Genomic DNA, 22,646 nt, shown 5'->3' with positions numbered 1-22,646 from the left:
GCGTCGCGGGGATGCCTCGACCGGCCTCCCGGACCTCAACCGGAGCGCCGGTGAACGGCGTCGGGCCCGGACCCGCGCATCGGTCGGCGCGGGTCCAAGGGCTCCGCGGGCCTCTGGTGCGGCGGCCTCCGTGCCGGGCCCGTCAGATACGGTCGCGCAGCAGCTTCTTGATGATCTTGCCGGCCGGATTGCGCGGCACCTGCTCGATGAACTCGATCCGCCGGGGCCGCTTGTAGGGGGCGAGGTTCTCGCCCAGGTGGGCCAGGAGTTCGCGGTCGCCGATGCCGTCCTCGGCGACGACGTACGCCAGTGGAACCTCGCCGTAATCCTCGTCCGCAAGGCCCACGACCGCCGCGTCCCGAACCGCCGGATGGCTCATCAGGACCCGTTCGATCTCGGACGGGTAGACGTTCTGCCCGGCCCGGATGATCAGGTCCTTGCTGCGGTCCACCAAGTGGATGCGGCCGTCCTCGTCGATGAACCCGAGGTCCCCCGTGCGCGCCCAACCGTCGAGGAAGACCTCCTCGGTGGCAGCGGAGTCGTCCCAGTAGCCCTGCATCAAGCCAGGTCCGAGGACGACGATCTCCCCGATCTCTCCGCGCGGCACTTCCCTGCCCTCCTTGCCGACGGCCCGCGCCGACATCCCCGGGATGACCCGCCCGCAGGGGATGCGCGCAGTCACGTCGCCGGGCGCGGGATGCTCCTCGGGACCGAGGGTCACAAAGGGGCCGCCGACTTCCGTCATGCCGTACACCTGTCGGAAGCCGCAGCCCAGGCGGGCGACGGCGTCGGCATAGACGTCGAGGGGCATCGGGGCGGCGCCGTAGAGCACCTCGCGCAGGGAGGAGAGGTCGGTGCTGCGGGACGCCTTCGCTTGGAGCATGAAGCGCAGCATCTGCGGCACCAGCCACACGTGCGTGGCACGGTGCCTTTCCACCGCCACGAGGGCCTTCTGGGGCGTGAAGCCGGGCAGGAGGACGACGGTCGCGCCGGCGGCGAGATAGGTGAGGGAGACGACCATGCTGCCGTGGTAGAGCGGGCAGCAGTTGACCATGATGACGTGGTCGTCGGGGCGGGCCACGGCCAGCCAGCCGAGGCCGATGGCACGGAACGAGCCCTCGTCGACGGTGACCCCCTTGGCCCGGCCGGTGGTCGCCGAGGTGTGCAGAATGGCGACGGGATCGGAGTCAGGCAGAAGAGGCAGTTCGGTCGGCGCGGCGACCGTACCCAGCGCGGCGAAGGCCGGCTTGTCGAAGGCCATGCGGATGCGGACGCAGCCCGGCAGCACGGTGTGCCGGTCCAGGAGCTCCGACTCGCCCAGCACCGCCACCGCGCCGACGCGTTCGACGATCCCCGCCACCTCCGGCACGGCGAGGCTGTGGTTCAGCGGCACGAACAGGGCTCCGAGGCGGGCCAGCGCGAAGTAGCTCTCCAGCACCTCTATGCGGTCCTGGGACAGGACGGCGACCCGGTCGCCGCGCCGGATGCCGAGCTCGGCGAGGCCCAGGGCGAGTTCGGTGGTGCGCTCGGCCAGCTCGGCCCAGGTGACGCCCCGACGTTCGTCCACCAGGGCCAGCCGGCCAGGAAAGCACTGGCGGTTGCGCTCCAACAGCTGGGTCAGCCACATCACGCGCCGCCCGAAGAACCGGCGACGGTGCGGTCAGCCAGGAACTCCTCGTAATCGCCGATGGTGCGCAGCGTCTCCATGTCCGCGGCCGTGATCTCCACGCCCGTGCGCTGTTCGACGAGCAGCACCAGCCGCACCAGGTCACCGGAGTCGATGCCGCTGCCGGCCAGGTCGACGTCGTCACCGAGGGTGTCGGCGTACTCGGTGGTACCGGTGAGTTCGACCAGCAACTCCCGGATGGTGCTCATGATGTTCCCCTTTCGTCGGTCTACCGCACGTGTCACGTCCGCGTCTCACCCGGAGAAGAGGCGTGCAGGGGGCCGCGCTATCCCCGCCGGCGCGGGTGACATGTGTCACGCGGACGGCCGCGGACGCCGCGGGATAGCGAGCCGGGTCCACCGCCTCTTTGTCTCAGTGAGGGCCACAGGCGAGGGAGTGATGCACGTGATCGGCCAGGGCACAGCGACGGCGGACCAGGTGTCCCGGTCACCAGGGGCCGACAACGGGCTCCTGGACCGTTTCGAGGCACTGCTCGCGGCGGGCGAGACGATCGAGCCGCGCGACTGGATGCCCGACGGCTACCGCCGGATGCTGCTGCGGCAGATCGGGCAGCACGCGCACTCCGAGATCATCGGAATGCAGCCGGAGGGCGCCTGGCTGACCCGCGCCCCGTCCCTGCACCGCAAGTCGGTGCTGCTGGCGAAGGTCCAGGACGAGGCAGGACACGGCCTGTACCTGTACGCCGCCGCCGAGACCCTCGGCGTGGACCGGGCCGAACTGCTGGACGCACTGCACCGGGGTCTGCAGCGGTATGCGGCCACCTTCAACCATCCGGCCCTGACATGGGCGGACACCGGGGCCATCGCCTGGCTCACGGACGGCGCGGCAGTGGTCAACCAGGCGCCGCTGTGCCAGACGTCGTACGGCCCCTACGCCCGCGCGATGCGTCGCGTCTGTCAGGAGGAGGCGTTCCACGTCCGCCAGGGGTACGACCTAATGCGGGCCCTGTGCGAGGGCACGCCCGCACAGCGGGAGATGGCTCAGGACGCGGTAAACCGCTGGTGGCTGCCCGCGGTGGCACTGATGTTCGGCCCGCCCGACACGATCACCACAGGCGCGCACGAGCGCACGGCGGCGGTCGGCGCGGCCGTCTCGCGCCAGGCCATCGCGTGGGGCATCAAGCGGCACACCAACGACGAGCTGCGTCAGCGTTTCGTCGACCAGTGCGTGCCACAGGCCGAACGGCTGGGGCTGACCCTGCCTGATCCGGGAATCCGCTGGAACGCGGACCGGGGCCACTACAACTTCGGGCCCATCGACTGGGAGACCTACCGGGACGCACTCGGTGACGACACGCACACCGCCCGGCAGCGCATGGCGCACCGGGTCGCAGCGCACGAGGACGGCGCCTGGGTGCGACAGGCCGCCGCCGCGTACGCCGCCCGGGAGGAGGGGTGATGAACAGCGCGGAAGAGAACACCGTGGGCGGTGCGGAGGGGGCGCTGGCCTCCTGGGAGGTGTTCCTGCGCCCACGCCGGGGCCTCGCTCATCTGCATGTGGGATCGGTGCGGGCCGGCGACGCGGACATGGCCTTGGAACGGGCCCGCGACCTGTACACCCGGCGGGGCGATCCGCTGTCGCTCTGGGTGGTGCGTTCCTCCGCGGTGCACGCGGCTTCGCCCACCGAACGGGACCCCTTCTTCGCAGGTGCCCGCCACAAGCCCTACCGCTACCCCGAACACTTCGCCCCGCTCGCGGAGGGAGGCGACCACGATGACTGAGGACGCGGCCCTGCTGGCCTCCCGCCTCGGCGACGACGCACTCGTGCTGGGGCAGCGTCTGTGCCAGTGGATCACCCGGGCGCCGACGATCGAGGAGGACCTCGCGCTGTCGAACATCGCTCTCGACCTGATCGGTCACGCCCGCGCCCTCCTCACACTGGCCGGCGGGCTCGACGGCACCGGCCGCACCGAGGACGACTTCGCCTTCGCACGCTCCGACCGCGAGTTCGGCAACACCCTGCTCGCCGAACTCCCCAACGGCGACTTTGCGGTGACCATCGCCCGCCAGCTCGTCTACAGCCACTACGCGGTCCTGTACTACGAGGCGCTCGCCGGCGCCGCGCTTCCCGAACTGGCTGCGGTCGCGGCCCGCGCCGCCACGGAGGCCGGCTACCACCGGCGGCACGCCGACGGCTGGACCGTACGGCTGGGCCTGGGGACCGCGGAGAGCGCCCGGCGGATGCAGGCTGGGCTCGACCATGTCTGGCCGTACACGACCGAGTTGTTCGACGAGGACGAGGTGGTGCGGCGGCTGGACGAGGCCGGCACCGCCCCCTCGCCCGCCCCGCTGCACGCCCCCTGGCAGGAACGGGTGGGTGAGGTCGTCGGGCAGGCGGGGCTGAGTCTGCCCACCCCGCGATGGCGGGCACACGGTGGCCGGCAGGGCCTGCATTCTGAGGCGTTCGGCCCTCTGGTGGCCGAACTCCAGTCGGTGCAGCGGCAGTTCCCCGGAGGCACCTGGTGACTGATCCCCTGCCGACCGACGTGGTCGCGGCCCGCGTGTGCGACCTGCCGGACCCGGAACTGCCAGTCGTGTCACTCGGCGAACTCGGCGTGATACAGCGGGTCTCGAAAGCGGTGGACGGCCACCTGGAGGTCGTGTTCACACCCACCTTCCTCGGCTGTCCCGCCCTCCCCGCGATCGCCGAGGCGATCGCGGCTGTCCTGGCGGAGTGCGGGCACCCCGACGGCAAGGTGCGCCAGGCTGCGGCCCCGGCGTGGAGCACGGACCGCATCTCCGCGGCCGGGCGGCGCAAGCTCGCCGAGCACGGTATCGCGCCGCCCCGCCCGGTGAACGCGCCCACACCAGTACGCCTCGGTCTCGGCGCGCCCTGCCCACATTGCGGCTCCGCTGCCACCCGGCCGCACAGCACGTTCGGTCCGACCCGCTGCCAGTCGATCCTGCGCTGTACGGCGTGCGGCGAGACCTTCCCGTACCTGGCCACGGTGTGAGGCGCCCATGACCAAGCTCCAGACCCGCCGCAGCGGCTGGTTCCGGCTCCGGGTGAGCCGCGTCGAGTCCCTGCTGGCGGACACCGTGGCGGTGACGCTGCACGTCCCCGCGGAGCTCGCCGCCGTCTTCACCGCCGAGCCCGGTCGGCATGTCGTCGTCCGGCATCGGCCGTCCGGCGGCCGAGAGGTGCGCCGGGCCTATTCGGTGTGCCCGCCGCCCGACGCCCCGGGTGCGCTGCGCCTGGTGATCCGACGCCACTCACCCGACGGCTTCGGCGTCTACGCCGGGACCGTTCTGGCACCAGGGGACGAGGTGGAACTGTCCCCACCCACCGGCCGGTTCGGGCTCCCGGCGACCCCGGGCGCTCATCAGGTACTGATCGCCGGCGGCACCGGCATCACTCCGTTGGCCGCGATGGCCGCGGGAGCACTGCGTCGCTCCCCAAGCTGCCGGGTCTCCCTGGTCCACGCGGTACGCACCTCGAGTACGGCTCTGCTGGCGGACGAACTCGCCTCCCTGAAGGACGAGTTCGTGGACCGTTTCACCGTGCTGTACGTCCTCTCGCGTGAGCGGCGGGAGAGCGGCCTGTTCACCGGCCGCATCGACCGGGAAAGGCTGCTCCGACTGCTCACCCTGGTGGACGCGCGGGCCGACGACACCACCGCGTTCAGCCTGTGCGGTCCGGTGGGGCTGGTGGAGACGGCCCGTACGACGCTCGCGGGCTGGGGAGTCCGCCCGGACCGGGTGTGCTGGGAGGTGTTCTCCGCTGCCGAGCCCGATCCCCATGCACCCGTCCTGCGAGGCCGGGACGCCCCCGCAGGACGGGTGCGGGCGCTGATCGGCGGCCGTTCGACCGTGGTCGCGATGGAGCCCGGGGACCAGGTGGTCCTCGACCCGGTGCTGCGGGCCCGGCCCGAGGTGCCGTACGCGTGCCGGGACGGCGTGTGCGGCAGCTGCCGCGCCAAGGTCGTGGCGGGCTCGGTTTCCCTGGGCCGCCAGCACGCCCTCGACGACCGGGACCTCGCGGCGGGCTACACCCTCGCGTGCCGCGCCCGCCCTCGCACCGACGACATCACCCTCGACTTCGACGCCTGACGCAAGCTCTCGCACGACTTGCAGGAGAGGAACAAGCCAGTGACCACCACGGGACGACACCGGGGCAGAATCGCCCTGGTCACCGGAGGCAGCCGGGGCATCGGCCGGGCCATCAGCCGCCGTCTGGCGGCCCAGGGGGCGCTGGTCGCCGTCCACTACGGGCACGATCACGCGGCTGCCGAGCGTACGGTCAAGGAGATCGAGGCCGACGGAGGCCGCGCGTTCGCCGTGCACGCCGAACTCGGTGTGGTGGGTGACGCAGCCACCTTGTGGACCGCCTTCGACCGCGAACTCGCCGCACGCGACGCCCCACCGGGACTCGACATCCTGGTCAACAACGCGGGGATCACCCTGCCCCGCACGATCGAACAGGTCACCGAGGACGACTACGACCGGGTCTTCGCCGTCAACACGAAGGCGCCGTTCTTCATCACCCAGCAGGCGCTCGTGCGGCTGCGGGACGGTGGCCGGATCGTCAACGTCTCGTCCGGGGCCACTCGCATCGCCTACCCGGCGATCGTGGCGTACTCGATGACCAAGGCGGCCCTGGACCACCTCACCCTCTCCCTGGCCCAGCACCTCGGCCCGCGCGGCATCACCGTGAACACCGTCGCACCCGGCTTCACCGAGACCGAGATCAACCCGACCCTGCGCGATCCGCAGATCCGGCAGGCACTCGCCGGTGCTTCCGTGTTCAACCGTCTGGGCGCCCCCGCGGACATCGCCGACGTGGTGGCCTTCCTCGCTGGCGACGACGCCCGCTGGATAACCGGACAGTGCATCGACGCGACCGGCGGCGTCCACCTCGGCCTGTGAACCGCCGCAACCACAGTCCCTCCCCGAGCACGGTAGCCCCAAGGAGCACTCCATGAACGACGGCACGTCCGCGCTCGCGGATCTGTCACCGGACGACCCGCTGGCCCAGCCGTTCGAAGGTGCAAGCCCCTACGACGACTACGTGCGCGCCACCCTCCTCAACAGCCTCCAGGCCCCGCTCACCGAGTCGGCCGACGAGATGGGCTTCCTCGTCACCACCCAGGTGATGGAGCTCTGGTTCACCCTGATCGTCCACGAGTGGCGGGCAGCCCGGACCGCCTTCGCCAAGGACGACCTCGACATGGCGATGGACGCGCTTCAGCGCAGCCGTCGCGCCGTCGAGGCCCTGAACGGGTCCTGGCGGCCCATCGCCGCGCTGACCCCAGCTCAGTTCAATGGTTTCCGGTCCGCGTTCGGCCGGGCCTCGGGCTTCCAGTCGGCGATGTACCGGCACCTGGAGTTCCTGATCGGGGACAAGTCCGGTGCGCTGCTGCGTTCCCACCAGGGTGAACCATCGGTGCACGGGTCCCTCCACGAGGCGTACCACGAGCCGTCGCTGTACGACGAGGTGCTCAGGTTCCTGTACCGGCGGGGCCTGCCGGTTCCCGAGACGGTGCGTGAGCGTGACGTCACCGCCCCCTATGAGGCCGACCCGGGTGTGGTCGAGGCGTGGCGGCGCGTGTACGCGGGCTCGCAGCACGATCCGCTGCTGGCCTTGGGAGAGCTGCTCACCGACATCGCCGAGCTCGTTGCCCGCTGGAGGTTCGACCACATGATGGTGGTACGGCGCGCGATGGGCTCCAAGTCCGGCAGCGCCGGCTCCGCCGGCTTGGCCTGGCTCCAGGCACGTGCCGCCCGACCGGTGTTCCCCGAGCTGTGGACGGTCCGCGGTGGCCTCTAGGGAGATCTCGGCCTTCGCCGCCGAGGAGGAACAGCGCGTCCTGAGCCTGAAGCCCGTACTGGCCCCGGTCCACGGTCGGTACGGCGACCATCCCCACCAGGTCTACGACGCCTGGCCGTCCCAGGACCCGAGGGCACCGCTGGTACTGCTGCTGCACGGCGGGTACTGGCGCTACGACCGGATGCATCTGACCCCGTTCGCCGCCTATCTGGCCGAGCAGGGTTTCTCGGTACTGCTGCCCGGCTTCCGCAGGTCCGGCGGCGCCGGCGGCTATCCGGAGACCTTCGACGACGTGGCCCGCATCGTTGACACGCTGCCCGCTGGACGTCCCTACGTCCTGGCCGGACACTGCTCGGGCGGTCACCTCGCCCTGTGGTGCGCGGCCCGCGCCCTGCTGCCGGTCGGCTCTCCGTGGTACACGACACGGCTGCCTCCGGCCGTACTCGCGCTGGCCCCGCTGACCGACCTCAAGGCCACCCGCCTGGACCGGCTCAGCGATGACGCGGCCCTGCACCTCCTCGGCGGACCAGACCTGTTCGAGGAGCGGCTCGCGTACGTTGACCCTCTCACCCTGCTCACCGGGGCAGGCACGACCGGGGTACGGACCGTGCTCCTGCACGGCGCCGTCGACGAGGAGGTTCCGCTGAAGCAGTTCGCGGACTACGCCGCCGTCCACCGCGATCTGGAGAACGTGGTCCTGCCCGACACCGGGCACTACACCCTGATCGAGCCGGGTGCGCCGGGCGCCCTGGCCGTCGCAGATACCCTCCGGCGGCTGTACGGCGAAGCCGCGCTCACTTCCCCGGTCACCGCGGGGAGAGCCGTGACGACTCGCCCGGCCGCCAGTGGAGAGGACGTGACCGCTGACCCGGGCGCCGAAGAGGAGGCCCCCCGATCGTGACCACCGCCCCGCACGCGCTCGCCGTCCGCGCCGCCGCTCTCGACGCCGCCGCCCCTCTCGGCCACGTCCGGGAACGCTTCCTGTTACCCGACGGGGTCGTCTACCTCGACGGCAACTCGCTCGGGCCGCTGCCTGCCTCCGTACCACCCGTACTGGACGACGTCGTGCACCGCCAGTGGGGCACCGGTCTGATCCGCTCCTGGAACGGTCACGGTTGGTGGGACGCACCGGCCAGGGTCGGGGACCTGGTGGGACGGTTGATCGGTGCGGCCCCGGGACAAACACTCGCCGGGGACTCGACGAGCGTGCAGCTGTACAACGCGCTGAGCGCGGCGGCGGCCCTGCGCTCAGGCCGGCCCCTGATGGTCACGGATCCCGACCACTTTCCCACCAACCAGTACCTCACCGACGCCGTCGCGCGCCGGCTCGGCCTGAGCGTGCACCGGGTAAGACCGACCGGCCTCCCGGCCTTCTTGGCCGCCGAGGGCGACCAGGTCGCCGTGGTCGGTTACTCACCCGTCGACTACCGCACCGGGGAACTCCACGACATGGCGGTGCTCACCGAGGCGGCCCAACGCGCCGGTGCCCTCGTACTGTGGGACCTGTCCCACGCGGCCGGGGCCCTGCCGGTACAGGTGGACGACCTCGGGGTGGACTTCGCGGTCGGCTGCGGCTACAAGTTCCTCTCCGGCGGCCCAGGTGCCCCCGCCTTCGTGTATGTCGCCCGGCGCCACCACGCCGACTGGCGGCCACCGGTGACCGGCTGGAACGGCCACGCTGATCCCTTCGGCCTGCACGAGGAGTACGTGCCGGCCCGTGGCGTCGGCAGGGGCCGTATCGGCACACCGCCGGTGCTGTCGCTGCTCTGCCTGGAGGCCGCGCTGAGTGTCTTCGACGACGTCGACCTGACACAGGTGCGCGCCAAGAGCCTCTCGCTGACCGGGTTCTTCCTGCACTGCACGGACGTGCTGCTGGGCGGCCTGGGCTTCGAGCGGGTCACTCCGCCCGAACCGGAGCGCCGCGGCAGCCAAGTGTCCCTGCGCCACCCGCACGCCTACGGCCTGGTACGGGCGCTGGAGGATCGGGGCGTGATCGGCGACATGCGCGCGCCCGACCTGCTGCGGTTCGGGGTCAATGCGCTGTTCACCACCCACCGGGACGTCCTGGAGGCGGTGACGTGCCTGCGTGAGGTCACGGCGAAGGGCGCCTACGTCTCCGCGGCGCAAGGGGCGGGCACGGTGACCTGACCGCACCGGTGCCCAGCACCCGGCGTCGTCCGGCGCCTGGCCCTCTGCGGCCGGGAAGCCGCACCTTTCACCCGGACGGCGTAATCTCATGGCCAAGAAGGGGCCCGGGCGCATGAGCGCGCCTCACCGGGTGAGACATTGGACATGGACGAATCATTACCGGGTGGACCGCTGCCACCGCCGCGGCGCCCGTTCCCCTCAGATGTCGCGTTCACCGCCGACTTCGCTTCGGAGGCGCAGTGGGTCGCCGGCCGCTCATGGGCCTATCCGGGGGGTGGTCCGGTCAATCCGGACGACGACAAGCTGGACTACTTGGTGCCCGACGCCTACTACAGCCGTTCGGGCGTCTTCCGGGCCACGCGCCGGCCAGACGGGTGGTGGAGCACGGGGCTGCTGACCACCGAGGGCAGCCAAGAGGGATTCATGGTCCGGCCGGGGGACGTGCTGGAGGCCCGCGTACGGCTGCCCCAGGAGATCGGTGCCTGGCCGGCCATCTGGACCTGGCGGGACGGCGACCAGGAGATCGACGTCTTCGAATACCACCCGGACAACCCCGACCTCCTGGAACTCACCAACCATGTGCATGACGCCAACCGCTACCTGCGCGACGACGCCGTCTATCCTGGCGCCTGGGTGGACTTGCGCACCGAGTTTGGGCACCGCTCCGTGGTCTGGTGGCTCAACGGCAGGCAGGTCTTCGCGGACGGCCGGGGCGTGGGACGTTTCTGGCGTGCCTACCTCATCGTCAACCTCTCGGTGTGTGCCGGGCGTTATCACCCGCCACCGGCCTACGAGACCGAGGAGATGTCGTTCGAGGTGAGCAGCCTGATCGTACGACGTCCGCTCTGGGCCGGCCGAGTTGAGCAGGAGGCGAGCTCGGTCGGCGACCCCGGGACGAGTCCGGCGACGGAAGGGGATCGGCCGCAGACCTGACTGCCGTTCCATCCTGACCAGCCAGGCAGCAGGCCGTCGCGAGCCAGGTCCCCGGGAGGGAAATCGCCCGGTGGTGTTCACCTGGTCTACGATGCGGTGCAGGTTCGCCGGGCAAGGGGCCCGGATCTGTTGGGGGTTGGAATGGTTGCAGGTCGTGTGGTGCGTTTCGACGGTTCGCGTGGTTACGGATTCATCGCGCCCGACGATGGTGGGGACGATGTGTTCCTTCATGTAAACGACATGCTGATTCCCGAGGCGTACGTTCGCCCGGGTGTGCTGGTGGAATTCGAAGTGGAGAACGGCGACCGAGGGCCGAAGGCTTCCGGTGTCCGGCTCGCGACGGGGGCGGACGGCAAGCCGCTCACCCCGGACGACGACTCCCTGTGCGACGTACTCAGCACGAATGAGTTCACCCGCGAGGTCACCGAGGCCCTGTTGGCCGCGGCCCCCTCGCTCACCGGGGACCAGATCCTGCAGGTCCGCAACGGGCTGACCCAGTTCGCGAAGAACCACGGCTGGATCGAGGGCTGACCCACCAGGCGGTCACGTCCGTCTGCACCATCGAGGTGCCGCCACCGCCCCGGTGCAGTGCGCCCCGCTCCAGGACGTGAAGATGTCCAGGTGTGGCCGGCCGACAGGTCGGCTCCCTCATCCGCGTGCAGACCGGGACGCCCGACCGGTCACTCGGCCGCTCCGGTCACGTCCGCTGCCAAGCGCTGTTGCCTCGACTCACGGCAGACGCGTTCTCCCCGGTCGACGGTCATGTCCAACTGCACGAGCACCGCCGGGACCGCGATGCTCGGCATCAGATGCCGTTGCAGGTCCGCCACCCGCTCCATCAGATCGGCGTGGCCGGTCATCACCCGGGACAGTTCCTGCACTCCGGTGAACGCGCCGATCAGCATCCGCGCCGCCTCCCCCACCTCCACATGAGGAAGCAGTTCGCCGTTCTGCTTCGCCTCCGCAAGCGTGACGGTTTTGCGCTCGATCCACTCGGCCATCGGCACCCGCCGGTCCAGCCCGTCGTGCAAGGCTCCCTGTTCCACCGCCAGCCGGACACTGCCCCGCACCAGGGGATCGCCCTCACGGAGTAGATGGGCGAGGAGAAACAGCTCGTCCAGGCCCTGCTGGAGTTTCAGCCCGCGCGGCGGTGTCCGTGGCGTTGCGCTGAGCCGGCCGGCCAGCACCGCCTGGGCCAGCTCCTGTTTGGAGGAGAAGTGGAAGTACAAGGCTCCCTTGGTGACCCCGGCCCGGTTCAGGATCCCCACGATGGTGGCTGCCTCGTAGCCGACCTCGGCAAACACCTCCGCGGCCGCAACCACGATCACCCGTCTCGTCCTGATCGCCCGTTCCTGTTGCGCCACCGGCCACCTCCGCCGCCCGGCCCTTGCGGGCGGTCCCGGAAAAAAATCCCCGGGCCACAAGGAGCCGGGGAATCAAGAGATCATCTCCAGTCGACCGTAAAACCAACCCACTGGTATGTCAATGCCGGCCACGGTCGGCGCGAACTGAACACTTGACGGTCACACACAAGGCCGCTCTTCCTACCAACTGCTCGCGAACCACCGAAGAATGGCGGCGAACCTCTGTTCCACCCGCTACCCATTCACCAGGTTCCGGGAGGAATAACAAAACCGGTAGGTCCGTATCTTCTGTTGCCCTTTCAGTAACCAGAATCGGCGACGGGCACAAGGGACCTCCAGACCACGGCACGCTGGGACCCCGTGCACCTCTTACGGATTCGTGACGCGCGGTCGTGCCGGCCAGCCACTGCGCCGACGGGGATCTAGCGTGGCGGTATGCGCGTACTGGTCACCGGCGGTGCCGGGTTCATCGGTTCCCATGTCGTCGAAGCGCTCGCCGCACGCGGGCACGAGGTGCTCGTGTTCGACGTGCGGGAGGATCCGCATGCCGACGTGCGTGATCCAACGGCCGTCACTCGGGCGCTGGCCGGGGTGGACGCCGTCTGCCATCAGGCGGCGATGGTCGGACTGGGCGACGGGATCACCGACGCGGCGGAGTACGTCTCCCGCAACGATCTGGGAACGGCCGTCCTGCTCGCCGCGATGGCGCAGGCAGGCGTACCGCGCCTGGTGCTGGCCGGGTCGATGGTGGTGTACGGGGAAGGACGCTACGTGTGCTCGTGGCACGGTGCCGTGCGGCCGGGCCCGCGGGATGTCGCCGATCTGGACGCCGGCCGCTTCGAACCCCTTTGCCCCGTGTGCGGGGCGGACCTCTCCCCCGGCCTCGTCGAGGAGGACGCGTCCGTCGATCCCCGCAATGTGTACGCCACGACCAAGCTCGCGCAGGAGCACCTGGCCGCCGTCTGGGCCCGCGCGGCGGGTGGGTCGGCGGTGTCGCTGCGCTACCACAACGTGTACGGACCCCGCATGCCCCGCGACACCCCGTACGCAGGTGTGGCCTCCTTCTTCCGGTCCGCGCTCGCCCGCGGCGAGGCGCCGCGGGTCTTCGAGGACGGGCGGCAGCGGCGGGACTTCGTGCACGTGCGGGATGTGGCCGCCGCGAACGTTGCGGCGCTGGAAGCCGATCCGCGCACCGGGGCGCTGACCGTCTACAACACCGGCAGTGGTGAACCGCACACCGTCGGCGAGATGGCGCGGGCACTGGCCGCCGCTCACGGCGGGCCCGAGCCCGTCGTCACCGGCGAGTACCGGCTCGGAGACGTACGGCACATCACCGCCGACTCTTCACGGCTGGTGGCCGAGTTGGGCTGGAAGCCGGAAGTCGCCTTCCACGACGGAATGCGGGAGTTCGCTCGGGCCGGACTGCGCGGGGACTGATCAGGGCGCCGTCGGCAGTGTCACCTCGAAGCGGCAGCCACCGGGGATGTTGCGTACGGTGGTCCGGCCCTGGTGCGCTTCCACGATGCCCCGGACGATGGCGAGACCGAGCCCCGCGCCGGCCGGCGGGGTCCGGGCGTGGGTACCCCGCCAGCCGGTGTCGAAGACGCGGCCCAGATCCTCGTCGGGGATACCGCCGCAGCCGTCGGTCACCGACAGCACCACCCCTTCGGGCGACTGCTCCGCCGTGATGGCGACCGTTCCGTCGGGCGGAGTCCGGCGGATCGCGTTGACGAGGAGGTTTCCCAGGACGCGACTCATTTCCTTGCTGTCCACCTCGACCGGTACCGGTTCGACGTGGTCGCCGATGAGCCGCACCCCGTGCTCGCGTGCCAGGGGATCCGCGCCCGCCAGCGCGTCGCCGACCAGGTCGTACAAGGAGATCCGGGAAGGGCTCAGCGGAAGCGTGCCGGCGTGGATGCGGGACAGTTCGAAGAGGTCGCCGACCATGTCGTTGAGTCGTTCGACCTCGGTGCGGATCTGCTTGAGGTAGCGGTCGGGGTCGGTGGCCACCCCGTCTTCCAGCGCTTCCGCCATCGCGCGCAGCCCCGCCAAGGGAGTGCGCAGGTCGTGCGAGATCCAGGCGACGAGCTCCCGCCGGGAGGTCTCCAGCGCGCGTTCGCGTTCCCGGGACTGGGCCAGCCGGGCGCTCGTGGCCGCCAGCTCGCGGGCGAGGGCGTCCAGTTCCGCGGTAGCCGGGCCGTCGGGGGCGTAGAAGGCGCCGCCGTCACCGAACGAGCGGGCAGCAACGGCCAGTTCATGACTGCGGGCCACCACCCAGCGGCCCAGCACCAGGGCGGTGGCGAGGGAGACGACGGCCGCCATGGCGACGACCGTCGTCACGACGCTCAGGTCGTGCGGAGACAGGAACATCGCCCAGGCGACGGCCAGGGTGCCGGCGAGCATCGCGACGACTCCGACCGCTGCGACCACGGTGAGGGAGGTCGTGAGCGAGCGCCGCCGGACCAGGCGGAGTGCACCCGCGCCGACCAGGCCGGTCGCCGCAGCACCGAGGAAGGAGTAGAGGGCGATGAGGAGGGTGTCGTGCACGTCAGCCCTCCTTGCCGTCCGGCTCGAAGCGGTAGCCGACGCCCCACACGGTCTGAATCAGCCGGGGCCGGGCGGGATCGTCCTCGACCTTGCCGCGCAGCCGGCGGACATGGACCGTGATGGTGGACAGATCGCCGAAGTCCCAGCCCCACACCTCGCGCATCAGGTCCTCCCGGCCGTACGCCCGTCCCGGATGCCGCAGGAAAAAGGCAAGCAGGTCGAACTCACGTAGGGTGAGGGCGAGTTCCGTGCCGCTCTTGGTGGCCCGGCGAGCCACCGGGTCGAGGGTGAGACCGGCCGCGGTCAAGGTTGCCGCCGGACCGGCCGGTCGGGAGCGGCGCAGTACCGACTCCACCCGCAGGACCAGCTCACGGGGACTGAACGGCTTGGTGACGTAGTCGTCGGCACCGACCTCCAGGCCCAGGATGCGGTCGTCCTCGTCACCGCGGGCGGTGAGCATGATGACCGGAACGGGGCCGCGGCCCCGCAGACGCCGGCAGACCTCCAGTCCGTCCATGCCAGGCAGCATGAGGTCCAGCACTACCAGGTCTGGCCAGCATCCGGCGGCGCGGGTGAGGGCCGTCGGGCCGTCGTCGGCCCGGTCGACGACATAGCCAGCGCGGTCCAGGTATCCGGCGACGACTTCGGCGACGGTCGGGTCGTCGTCGACGACCAGGACCCGGGCGGACCGGCCGGCCCGTTCTACCCCCGTGGGCTCGTGAAACTGCTGCATGCCTCCAGCCTGGCACTGCGTCGGTGCCGGTGTCGCCGCAGGACGGCTTGGGTTCTTCGATGTCCGCGTTTCGTAAGGACCAGAAGTCCGATATGCGCCATTCGTATTCGTAGGGTGAAACCGTGACCACTCCACCAACCCCGCAGGGCGTCGACGTGGTGCTGCCCTGCCTGAACGAAGCCGGCGCACTTCCCTGGGTCCTTGCCCGCATTCCCACGGGCTGGCGCGCCCTCGTCGTTGACAACGGTTCCACCGATGGCTCGGCGGAGACCGCCCGCGCTCTCGGTGCGACCGTCGTGCACGAGCCGCAGCGCGGCTTCGGCGCCGCCTGCCACGCCGGGCTGACCGCCGCCACCGCCGACATCGTGTGCTTCTGCGACTGCGACGCCTCGCTCGATCCGTCACTTCTCGTCCCCTTTGTGCACGAGGTTCACACCGGTGCCTTCGACCTGGTACTCGGCCGGCGCCGGCCGCAGGGCCGGGGCGCCTGGCCCGCGCACGCCCGGGCCGGGAACGTGGCGCTCGCTCGGATGCTGCGCCGCCGTACCGGGTTGCGCCTGCACGACCTCGGTCCGCTGCGTGCCGCCCGGCGCGACCGGCTGCTGGCGCTGGGCCTGACCGACCGGCGCAGCGGCTACCCGCTGCAGATGGTCGTCCGCGCGGCCGACGCCGGCTGGCACATCGCCGAGCACGACGTGCCGTATCTGCCACGTACCGGTGCCTCCAAAGTGACCGGTACCTGGCGGGGCACCTGGCACGCGGTACGGGACATGGGTCGCGTCCTGGCCGAACCGCCGGCCGAGGGGAGGCCCGTACGGTGACCACGCTTGTCGTCATCGCCAAGGAACCACGGCCGGGCCGGGTCAAGACCCGGCTGACCCCCCCGTTCACTCCGGAGGAGGCCGCCGAGCTCGCCGAGGCGTGTCTGGCGGACACCCTGCGGGCCGTGGCGGCGGCGCCGGCCGCCCGCCGTCTCCTGGTGCTCGACGGGACGCCAGGGCCCTGGCTGCCGCCGGGCTTCGAAGTGGTCCCGCAGTGCGCGGGCGGCCTCGACGCTCGGCTGGCAGACGCGTTCGCACACTGCTGGGGCCCCACCCTACTGATCGGCATGGACACCCCGCAGGTGACGCCGGATCTACTCAGCGTGGCCTTCGAGGGCGTCGACGCCTGTTTCGGGCCGGCGGAAGACGGCGGATTCTGGGCCCTGGGGCTGGCCGAGCCCGACCCCGCGTTGCTGCGCGGGGTGCCCATGTCGTCGCCGCGGACCGGGGCCGTGCAGCGGGAGCGGCTCGTCGCCGCCGGGCTGCGGGTGCGCGACCTGCCAAGGCTGCGTGATGTTGACACCGCCGACGACGCCCGTGCGGTGGCCGCCTTGGCCCCGCACGGCCGCTTCGCTGCCCGGCTGGCCCGGTGCGGGACGGCGGCGGGCCGATGAGGACCACCGTCCCCCCGTGGGCCGCTGCGGGTTCCTATGCCGCAGCCCTGCATGCCGGACGGGGCCCACTGTTCCTGCGCCGGGACGACGGCTGGCTGCTGCCGCTGGAGGTCGAACGCTGGTGTGCGCGGCCCGACGCGGTGGATCTGGAGGTGCTGGACCGGTGTGAGGGAGCCGTGTTGGACGTGGGGTGCGGGCCCGGGCGGCTGGTGTCGGAACTAGCCGCCCGTGGCCGAATCACCCTCGGTATCGATGTGAGTGATGCGGCCGTCGCCCACACGGTACGGACCGGGGGCCGGGCGCTGCGGCGTTCGGTCTTCGATCCGCTCCCGGGCGAAGGCCGCTGGGACACTGTCCTGCTCATGGACGGCAACCTCGGCATCGGCGGCGACCCGGACGCGCTCCTCGAACGGCTGGCCCGGCTGCTGCGGCCCGGCGGGTTGCTGATCGCCGAGACCGCACCGGTGGATGTTGACGAACGGGCGTGGGTGCAGGTCGTCGACGATGCCGTCACCGGCGCGCACACCGCCGGCGAGTCCTTTCCCTGGGCGCGGCTCGGCACGCCCGCCCTGCTCCGGTACGCGAGGGGCTGGGAGCAGGCTGGTCAGTGGTCGGCCGGCGGCCGGTGCTTCGTCGCCCTGCGCACCCGCAGGGCCAGCAGCAACGCCGAGCCGCCGAAGAGCACCGCGCTGATCAGCAGCCACCTGCCGAGGTAGGGGTCCGTGGACTGCCCGGTGGCCAGCTGGTAGCGGCGGTCAGCCGTCCCACTGATCAAGGGGAACCACACGAGCAGGAGCAGGCCGGACAGAGCGGCCGGAACGCGGACGTACGGCGTCCAGTCACGGTGGCGGGTCGCGTCGAGACCCTGGACGACGGCCCGGTCCGCCACCGTGTACAGCGGCAGCAGGACGAGGTCGTGCAGCAGGGCCGCGCCCACGAGCCACAAGGCCACGCCGAACCAGTCGCCGGCGAGCAGTCGCACGCCGGCGTAGGCGGCGAGCGCGAAGGACGAAGCGAGCAACAGCAGCTGGAAGGGGCTGCCGACCGGAAGGCGACGGGGCATCACAGATCTCCGAAGGTCAGCCGGGCCACCCACTTGGTGTTCATCACACCGGGAGCGGCGGGCACGATGACGCGCGCCGGGTAGCCGTGGTCGGGGGACAGATCCTCGCCGTTGACGTACAGGGCGAGCAAGGAGCGCGGGTCCGCCGCTTGGTTGGAGCGCAGGGCCGTGTGGCGGAACGCGCCGTGCCGCTGCAGGGATTCCACGAACACGTCAGGCGGGGTGTCCTCGTACCCCACGAGCGCGGCGAGATCACGCAGCCGCACCCCGCGCCACCACTGGTCCGCCGTGGACCAGCCCTCGACACAGGCGATGGGCAGCGCGGAACTGTGCAGGGGCAGGCGCAGCAGTTCGGCGCGGGTGAGCCGGACCGTGCCGGTGCGGCCCGTGACGACGAGGCGCCAGGCGTCCTGGTGCGTGTCGGCCGGGGTGATCCCGGCATATGCGGCGGTCTTGTTGATCTGGAAGCCGTTCGGGCCGGTGCCGGGGTCGGGGCCGCCGTGCGGCGCGAGGAGCGCGGTACGGCGCAGGACCCCGCCGATGCTCTGTCCGGCCGTCGTCACGAAGAGCAGCAGCGAGCCGCCGGCCACGAACCACAGAGCCCCGCGTCGGCTGACGGTCGGAAGATCGGGCCGCGGGGACACCAGTTCTCCTGTGCGCCTCCCGCGCCGGCGCACGTTCCGGACGGCCGCGGGCGCCTTGAGCACGGCATGGGCCACGAAGGCGGCGAAGAAGACCCAGGCACCGTAGAAGTGCAGCGGGTAGAAGGATCCAGGGAAGACGTACTCCAACTGGACGTTGAGCACTCCGGTGGTGAACTCGAACAGCCCGCCGCCGACCAGGAGCAGCAGTGAGACCCGCTCAAGCGCGTGTGCCAGGGATCGGGCCGGCGGCAGGGCGAACAGCTTCGGCACCACGGACCACAGCTTGGCGAGCAGCACGGGAATCAGGGTGATGCCGAGTGTGACGTGGACGCCCTGAGTGAGCCGGTACAGCCACACCGGGCCGGTCGGCCACGCGAAGAGGTAGAAACCCAGGAGGCCCTTGTCCGGGGTGGTGTCGTTGACCGGGGACAGACCCGGGTTGTAGGCGGCGTAGGAGACCAGGCCGGTCACGAACAGCACGGTGACACCGACGAGCAGTACGAGGCCCAGTACCGAAGTGAACCAGGGACCCCGCAGGGGACTGCGCCAAAAGCCCGGGGAGGAAGGGAGGCGTGGAAGGTCTCGCATGTCTCGACGGTAGGCCCGGGACACCCGGTGAGCAGGTGCGCAACCCATGACGAAACGCTGACGTCCGGCCCGGATGGCGGTCTCCGGCGGGCCGGGCGGCCTAGCGTTCCGGGTGTGATCCGCGTCTTTCCTTCCCTCCGGACCCGTGTCCCCGATGTTTCCGGCCAGTCGCACCGCTCACGGCGTGACCTGTACGCCGCTGCAGGCGCTGCCCTGCTCGTGCTGGCAGCCGTGCTGGTCGGCCGGCACATCCAGTTCACCCAGCACACGCTGTTCGTGCACTGGCCGCCCGTACTGGCCGAGTGGGACCCGCACCTCGGCCCAGGCACCCCGGCGGCACTGTCCACCGCACTGGCCACGGTGGCGTACGGTCCCGCCCTCGCCGGGCGCCTCCCGTGGCGGGCGATGCTGGCAGGCGCCTGGGCGACAGCCCTGGCCTGGATCGTCTCCCTGGCGCTGATCGACGGCTGGCATCAGGGCATCGCGGTGAGGCTGACCACCCACAACGAATACCTCCAGGTCATCGGCCGCTTCCACGACATCCTGGCCACATTGGGGGATTTCACCCACCACATCGTGCGGGGCACCCCCGATCCATGGCCGGCCCACGTCGCCGGCCATCCCCCGGCCGCCACGCTGACCTTCGTCCTGCTGGACCGGATCGGGCTGGGGGGTGGCGGCTGGGCCGGGATGTGGTGTGTCACCGTCGGGGCGACGGGCTGCGTGGCAGTACTCATCGCCATCCGTGCGCTGGCCGGTGAGACACTCGCCCGGCGTGCCGCGCCGTTCCTGGTCCTGGCCCCCGCCGCGGTATGGCTGGGCACCTCGGCCGACGCCTATTTCGCGGCCACCGCCGCCTGGGCCGTGGCGCTGCTCGCCGTGGCCCTGACCCGGCGCTCCGGCTGGTGGGCGGCAGCCTCGGGCCTGCTGTTCGGGCTGACCTGCTACCTCTCCTACGGGCTCACACTCTTCGCGTTGATCGGTGCGGCCGTACTCGCCCTGGGCCGGACCGGGTTGCGGGAACGCCCTGCGCTGCTGCTTGCCCTGCTCGCCGGACTGTCCGTGTTCCCGCTGGTGTTCACGCTCGCCGGCTTCAACTGGTGGGAGGCCTACCGCCTCCTGGTCACCCGCTACTACCAGGGTGTCGGCGGCACCCGCCCCTACGGTTACTGGGTGTGGGCCAATCTAGCCTGCACCGTGCTCATCACCGGTCCCGCCACGGCCGCGGGCCTGCGCCGGACGACGGCGGCACTGCTCCGACACCGGCGCTCCGCTCCCGTGGAGCAGGGCGAGGACGCCGCCTCCGGCACCGCCCGCGTCCGCCTCGCGGTGCTCGTGTCGGCTGCGCTGTTCGCCTTGCTGGTGGCCGACCTGTCCGGCATGAGCAAGGCGGAGACGGAACGCATCTGGCTCCCCTTCGCGCTGTGGCTGCTTCCCGCCTGCGCGCTGCTCCCCCGCCCCCGTGCCTGGCTCGCCGGTCAGGCGGTACTCGCCCTGCTCCTGAACCACCTTCTCCTGACCGGGTGGTGAGCTTCCCGGAGCGGTCGGAGACCGTGTAGCCCTGGCAGACGTTCCGTGGCCGCTGAACGGTCATTCCACCGTTCGGCGGCCGCTTCTGCTGGTGTTCTTCTTGGGGCTGGTGCCGGCAAGCGAGTCGCGCAGTTCGGCGGCCGTCCGCACCGCCCAGTCCGAGCCGTTTCTCCTACGTCGCCATGCCGCCGAAGCGTGCCGGCAGGTCGGGCTGATCCGAGCGCGCTGCCGGAACGGGGTGAGTCGGCCGGCGTGGCCGGACCCGGTCCCGCAGCCGGTGGCGGCCCGCGCCTGCTCAGGTGCCCGGCCGTCCGATGGTGAGGGGCTTGCTGTAGACCGTGGTGCTGTGCCGCACCGTCATGCCGATCTGTTGGTAGAGCGGAAGTGCCCCGGTGGCCGTGTGCGTCCACAGGGTGCAGGTCCGCTTCCCCTGCTGGTAGAAGGTGCGGAACGTCTCCTGCAGCAGCAGACGGGCGATGCCCCGGCCGCGGTGGTCGCGGCGTACGGCGACCCGCTCGACGTATCCTTCGTCACTGTCCGGGACGTCCGAGGACAGCACTACACCGACCATCTGGTCACCGGCGAGGGCCAGTGGTGACGCGGCCGGTTCGAACGCGGTGTTTTCCACCGTGAGCCGGGCCCATTGCGCGAAGGTCTTCCGCCGTCGCTGCCACTCGTCGAAGGCGTCCTCGGTGACCTGGTACGCCTCTTGTTCGTCCCCGGCCCGGAAGGGCCGCATGGTGATTCCCGCCGGCGGCTCAGGAACCTCCGGCTCGACGGGCATCGCGATCTCCAGCAACCATTCTGTGACGAGCGGAAAGTACCCACCGGCCTGCAGGAGCGCTCTCGCCGGATGGTCGCCGTCGGAGACCGACTGGGACAGCCGGTCGGTTCCCTGCTGTCGGGCCCGCGCTTCGCACCAGGCGAGCAGCGCGCTGCCGAGGCCCCGCCCGAGGTGACCGGGGTGCACGCGGATGCTGGCTCGCCGGCCTTTCACCCAACCCCAGCCGGCCGGCTGCCCCTTCGGTCCCGTCACGAGCACGGTGTCCGGATCGGGTTCCGCATCGGTCAGGCCGAGATCCTCGGCGACACGGTCGATCCCAGTCAGCGCACGACCGTGCCGTTGGTGCTCGCACTCCGCGATCAGACGGTGAACCGCTCCCGCGTCGGCCGTGGTCGCCGGGCGGCTCCGGTAACCGACGGGCAGGCATGCGAGGAGTGTGGGGAGTTCGGACATGGGTGAACCCTGCGCCATCCCCGGTTCCGTGTCGACCCGGTTGGAGCCGCGGAAAGGCCCCCCGCGGTCAACCGGCGTCGGGCAGGACGTCCGGGTGGCTTCCTCCGGCCGCCTGCCGCCGCACCTTGCGGGCGTTCTCCCCCCGGACCGCGGACAGCCACCGCCAGGGCCTGATCTCGTCCAGGGTCAGACCGGGGCAGGCCAACAGGTGCGGCACACGGCAGCTGGTGCCGGGTGGGGGTTCGGCGAAACCTCCGTTCCAGGCCACTCCGTTGCCGTCGAGGTGCCACCGGTGTCCGCCTGGTACCAGATGCGCCGGCAGGACGAGTCCGGGTTCGAGGAGGACATGCCGGTCCGTGTAGGTGGGGCGGCGCTCGCCGGCGAGTCCGCAGTGGGGGCACCGGGGCGGACCGGGCGGTTCCGGTCCGGTGGCGCCGTCGACGGCGGCTTGGGCGCGGTCGGTGTTCTCCCACGGGCGGGGTGTGCCGGCGGCGGGCTGCCGGACCCCGTCCGGGCCGGGCAACGGGATGATGCTGTCGTCGTGTACCCCCATGCTGTCAACGGTCCTCGGCGAGACGGGGTCGCGGGAGGGCGCGGTGAGGGCGCACCGGGAGCGTGCGGCCGGCATCGGGCGTCGCTCCCTGCCCAGGCGCTCGGGAGCTACTGGGTGCCCGGGTCCACAACCGGTCCGTCAGCCACAGGTGGCCGCGTGCTGCGTCGGTGCCGCGCGGCGCCACGTCACCCCACCGCGTCAGGCTCCGGCAAGAGGCCGGCGGCGAGGGCGCGTGACATACGGCCGGCGGGGCACACCCATGGCACCCCGGGCGTAGTCGCAGGGCCTGACCGAGCATCGTCCGTGTTCGAAGGGCGCTCCCGCCGGACCTTGTTCACCTCCCTTTCAGCACCCGTTGGGAACGGTGACGGCCATCGGGTGCACCGTGGCGCGCGGTGTGCTGCAGGGGCACTCCGG

25 protein-coding genes are annotated in these 22,646 nt (G+C 71.2%); 16 read left to right on the top strand and 9 right to left on the bottom strand.

Going from position 1 to position 22,646, the window contains the following annotated elements:
- Positions 1 to 142: 142 nt before the first annotated feature.
- Together LK06_RS31515 and LK06_RS31510 are read right to left on the bottom strand one after the other, a co-directional pair.
- Positions 143 to 1,627, bottom strand: a complete 1,485-nt coding sequence (locus tag LK06_RS31515) for a class I adenylate-forming enzyme family protein (protein ID WP_039655474.1) — start codon at positions 1,625 to 1,627, stop codon at positions 143 to 145.
- Positions 1,627 to 1,875, bottom strand: coding sequence for an acyl carrier protein (locus LK06_RS31510; RefSeq protein ID WP_039655475.1), 249 nt, complete (start codon positions 1,873 to 1,875; stop codon positions 1,627 to 1,629). Before LK06_RS31510 ends, LK06_RS31515 begins: the two co-directional genes overlap by 1 nt.
- Before the next feature lie 190 nt (positions 1,876 to 2,065).
- On the opposite strand from LK06_RS31510, the gene paaA reads away from it, so the two are divergent.
- The 11 genes from paaA (at position 2,066) to LK06_RS31455 (ending at position 11,066) form a co-directional block, all read left to right on the top strand.
- Complete coding sequence (gene paaA, locus LK06_RS31505) at positions 2,066 to 3,085, top strand: 1,2-phenylacetyl-CoA epoxidase subunit PaaA (protein WP_078858943.1); 1,020 nt, start codon at positions 2,066 to 2,068, stop codon at positions 3,083 to 3,085.
- Positions 3,085 to 3,408 carry a 1,2-phenylacetyl-CoA epoxidase subunit PaaB gene (paaB, locus tag LK06_RS31500; RefSeq protein WP_052270174.1) on the top strand — a complete coding sequence of 108 codons (324 nt, stop codon included), beginning with the start codon at positions 3,085 to 3,087 and terminating at the stop codon, positions 3,406 to 3,408. The genes paaA and paaB overlap by 1 nt, the downstream gene beginning before the upstream one ends.
- On the top strand, positions 3,401 to 4,153 hold the full coding sequence (gene paaC, locus LK06_RS31495) for a 1,2-phenylacetyl-CoA epoxidase subunit PaaC (protein WP_039655476.1): 753 nt from the start codon (positions 3,401 to 3,403) through the stop codon (positions 4,151 to 4,153). Before paaB ends, paaC begins: the two co-directional genes overlap by 8 nt.
- Positions 4,150 to 4,641, top strand: coding sequence for a 1,2-phenylacetyl-CoA epoxidase subunit PaaD (paaD, locus tag LK06_RS31490; protein ID WP_234367557.1), 492 nt, complete (start codon positions 4,150 to 4,152; stop codon positions 4,639 to 4,641). The genes paaC and paaD overlap by 4 nt, the downstream gene beginning before the upstream one ends.
- A gap of 7 nt (positions 4,642 to 4,648) precedes the next feature.
- The gene (locus LK06_RS31485; RefSeq protein WP_039655478.1) at positions 4,649 to 5,737 is read left to right on the top strand and encodes a 2Fe-2S iron-sulfur cluster-binding protein; all 1,089 of its coding nucleotides are present in this window, start codon (positions 4,649 to 4,651) and stop codon (positions 5,735 to 5,737) included.
- Between the two features lie 39 nt (positions 5,738 to 5,776).
- Positions 5,777 to 6,553: an SDR family oxidoreductase gene (locus LK06_RS31480; RefSeq protein WP_039655479.1), complete on the top strand. Its 777-nt coding sequence runs from the start codon at positions 5,777 to 5,779 to the stop codon at positions 6,551 to 6,553.
- A 52-nt stretch (positions 6,554 to 6,605) separates the two neighbouring features.
- Positions 6,606 to 7,454 carry a tryptophan 2,3-dioxygenase gene (locus LK06_RS31475; RefSeq protein ID WP_039655480.1) on the top strand — a complete coding sequence of 283 codons (849 nt, stop codon included), beginning with the start codon at positions 6,606 to 6,608 and terminating at the stop codon, positions 7,452 to 7,454.
- Positions 7,444 to 8,355 (top strand): alpha/beta hydrolase family protein, encoded by a 912-nt coding sequence (locus tag LK06_RS31470; protein WP_159025200.1) that lies wholly within the window; start codon positions 7,444 to 7,446, stop codon positions 8,353 to 8,355. Before LK06_RS31475 ends, LK06_RS31470 begins: the two co-directional genes overlap by 11 nt.
- Positions 8,352 to 9,602, top strand: a complete 1,251-nt coding sequence (locus tag LK06_RS31465; protein ID WP_039655481.1) for a kynureninase — start codon at positions 8,352 to 8,354, stop codon at positions 9,600 to 9,602. Before LK06_RS31470 ends, LK06_RS31465 begins: the two co-directional genes overlap by 4 nt.
- 144 nt (positions 9,603 to 9,746) lie before the next feature.
- Positions 9,747 to 10,535 (top strand): LamG domain-containing protein, encoded by a 789-nt coding sequence (locus LK06_RS31460; RefSeq protein ID WP_052270175.1) that lies wholly within the window; start codon positions 9,747 to 9,749, stop codon positions 10,533 to 10,535.
- A gap of 141 nt (positions 10,536 to 10,676) precedes the next feature.
- Positions 10,677 to 11,066: a cold-shock protein gene (locus LK06_RS31455; protein ID WP_039655482.1), complete on the top strand. Its 390-nt coding sequence runs from the start codon at positions 10,677 to 10,679 to the stop codon at positions 11,064 to 11,066.
- Between the two features lie 149 nt (positions 11,067 to 11,215).
- On the opposite strand, the gene LK06_RS31450 is transcribed toward LK06_RS31455, so the two are convergent.
- A complete protein-coding gene (locus LK06_RS31450) occupies positions 11,216 to 11,899 on the bottom strand; it encodes a ScbR family autoregulator-binding transcription factor (RefSeq protein WP_039655483.1) in 684 nt (227 codons plus the stop codon).
- 435 nt (positions 11,900 to 12,334) lie between these two features.
- Between LK06_RS31450 and LK06_RS31445 the strand changes: the two genes are divergently transcribed.
- Positions 12,335 to 13,336 carry an NAD-dependent epimerase/dehydratase family protein gene (locus LK06_RS31445; protein ID WP_043434125.1) on the top strand — a complete coding sequence of 334 codons (1,002 nt, stop codon included), beginning with the start codon at positions 12,335 to 12,337 and terminating at the stop codon, positions 13,334 to 13,336.
- Here LK06_RS31445 and LK06_RS31440 read toward each other — a convergent pair whose 3' ends face one another.
- Entirely contained in the window at positions 13,337 to 14,446 is a 1,110-nt protein-coding gene (locus LK06_RS31440; protein WP_039655485.1) for a sensor histidine kinase, read from the bottom strand. It abuts the gene before it with no gap.
- A 1-nt stretch (position 14,447) separates the two neighbouring features.
- On the bottom strand, positions 14,448 to 15,179 hold the full coding sequence (locus LK06_RS31435) for a response regulator transcription factor (protein WP_039655486.1): 732 nt from the start codon (positions 15,177 to 15,179) through the stop codon (positions 14,448 to 14,450).
- A gap of 122 nt (positions 15,180 to 15,301) precedes the next feature.
- On the opposite strand from LK06_RS31435, the gene LK06_RS31430 reads away from it, so the two are divergent.
- Genes LK06_RS31430 through LK06_RS31420 form a run of 3 tightly spaced genes read left to right on the top strand, consistent with a single transcriptional unit; the run spans position 15,302 to position 17,330 of the window.
- On the top strand, positions 15,302 to 16,000 hold the full coding sequence (locus LK06_RS31430; RefSeq protein ID WP_039655487.1) for a glycosyltransferase family 2 protein: 699 nt from the start codon (positions 15,302 to 15,304) through the stop codon (positions 15,998 to 16,000).
- Positions 15,997 to 16,614 (top strand): TIGR04282 family arsenosugar biosynthesis glycosyltransferase, encoded by a 618-nt coding sequence (locus tag LK06_RS31425; RefSeq protein ID WP_039655488.1) that lies wholly within the window; start codon positions 15,997 to 15,999, stop codon positions 16,612 to 16,614. Before LK06_RS31430 ends, LK06_RS31425 begins: the two co-directional genes overlap by 4 nt.
- Positions 16,611 to 17,330: a class I SAM-dependent methyltransferase gene (locus tag LK06_RS31420; protein ID WP_043434142.1), complete on the top strand. Its 720-nt coding sequence runs from the start codon at positions 16,611 to 16,613 to the stop codon at positions 17,328 to 17,330. The genes LK06_RS31425 and LK06_RS31420 overlap by 4 nt, the downstream gene beginning before the upstream one ends.
- Here LK06_RS31420 and LK06_RS31415 read toward each other — a convergent pair.
- Both LK06_RS31415 and LK06_RS31410 read right to left on the bottom strand, forming a co-directional pair.
- A complete protein-coding gene (locus LK06_RS31415) occupies positions 17,219 to 17,677 on the bottom strand; it encodes a hypothetical protein (protein ID WP_043407408.1) in 459 nt (152 codons plus the stop codon). The two genes, LK06_RS31420 and LK06_RS31415, sit on opposite strands and share 112 nt — an antisense overlap.
- Entirely contained in the window at positions 17,677 to 18,909 is a 1,233-nt protein-coding gene (locus LK06_RS31410) for a molybdopterin-dependent oxidoreductase (protein ID WP_043434123.1), read from the bottom strand. The genes LK06_RS31415 and LK06_RS31410 overlap by 1 nt, the downstream gene beginning before the upstream one ends.
- A gap of 117 nt (positions 18,910 to 19,026) precedes the next feature.
- Between LK06_RS31410 and LK06_RS31405 the strand changes: the two genes are divergently transcribed.
- Positions 19,027 to 20,439 (top strand): hypothetical protein, encoded by a 1,413-nt coding sequence (locus tag LK06_RS31405; protein ID WP_411572789.1) that lies wholly within the window; start codon positions 19,027 to 19,029, stop codon positions 20,437 to 20,439.
- A 295-nt stretch (positions 20,440 to 20,734) separates the two neighbouring features.
- Here LK06_RS31405 and LK06_RS31400 read toward each other — a convergent pair whose 3' ends face one another.
- Together LK06_RS31400 and LK06_RS31395 are read right to left on the bottom strand one after the other, a co-directional pair.
- On the bottom strand, positions 20,735 to 21,676 hold the full coding sequence (locus tag LK06_RS31400; protein WP_043434138.1) for a GNAT family N-acetyltransferase: 942 nt from the start codon (positions 21,674 to 21,676) through the stop codon (positions 20,735 to 20,737).
- Between the two features lie 67 nt (positions 21,677 to 21,743).
- Complete coding sequence (locus tag LK06_RS31395; RefSeq protein WP_043434135.1) at positions 21,744 to 22,229, bottom strand: DUF6083 domain-containing protein; 486 nt, start codon at positions 22,227 to 22,229, stop codon at positions 21,744 to 21,746.
- Positions 22,230 to 22,646: the final 417 nt, after the last annotated feature.

The organism is Streptomyces pluripotens (assembly GCF_000802245.2).
Taxonomy (GTDB): Bacteria; Actinomycetota; Actinomycetes; order Streptomycetales; family Streptomycetaceae; genus Streptomyces; species Streptomyces pluripotens.
This window is presented reverse-complemented; position numbering and strand designations above follow the sequence as displayed.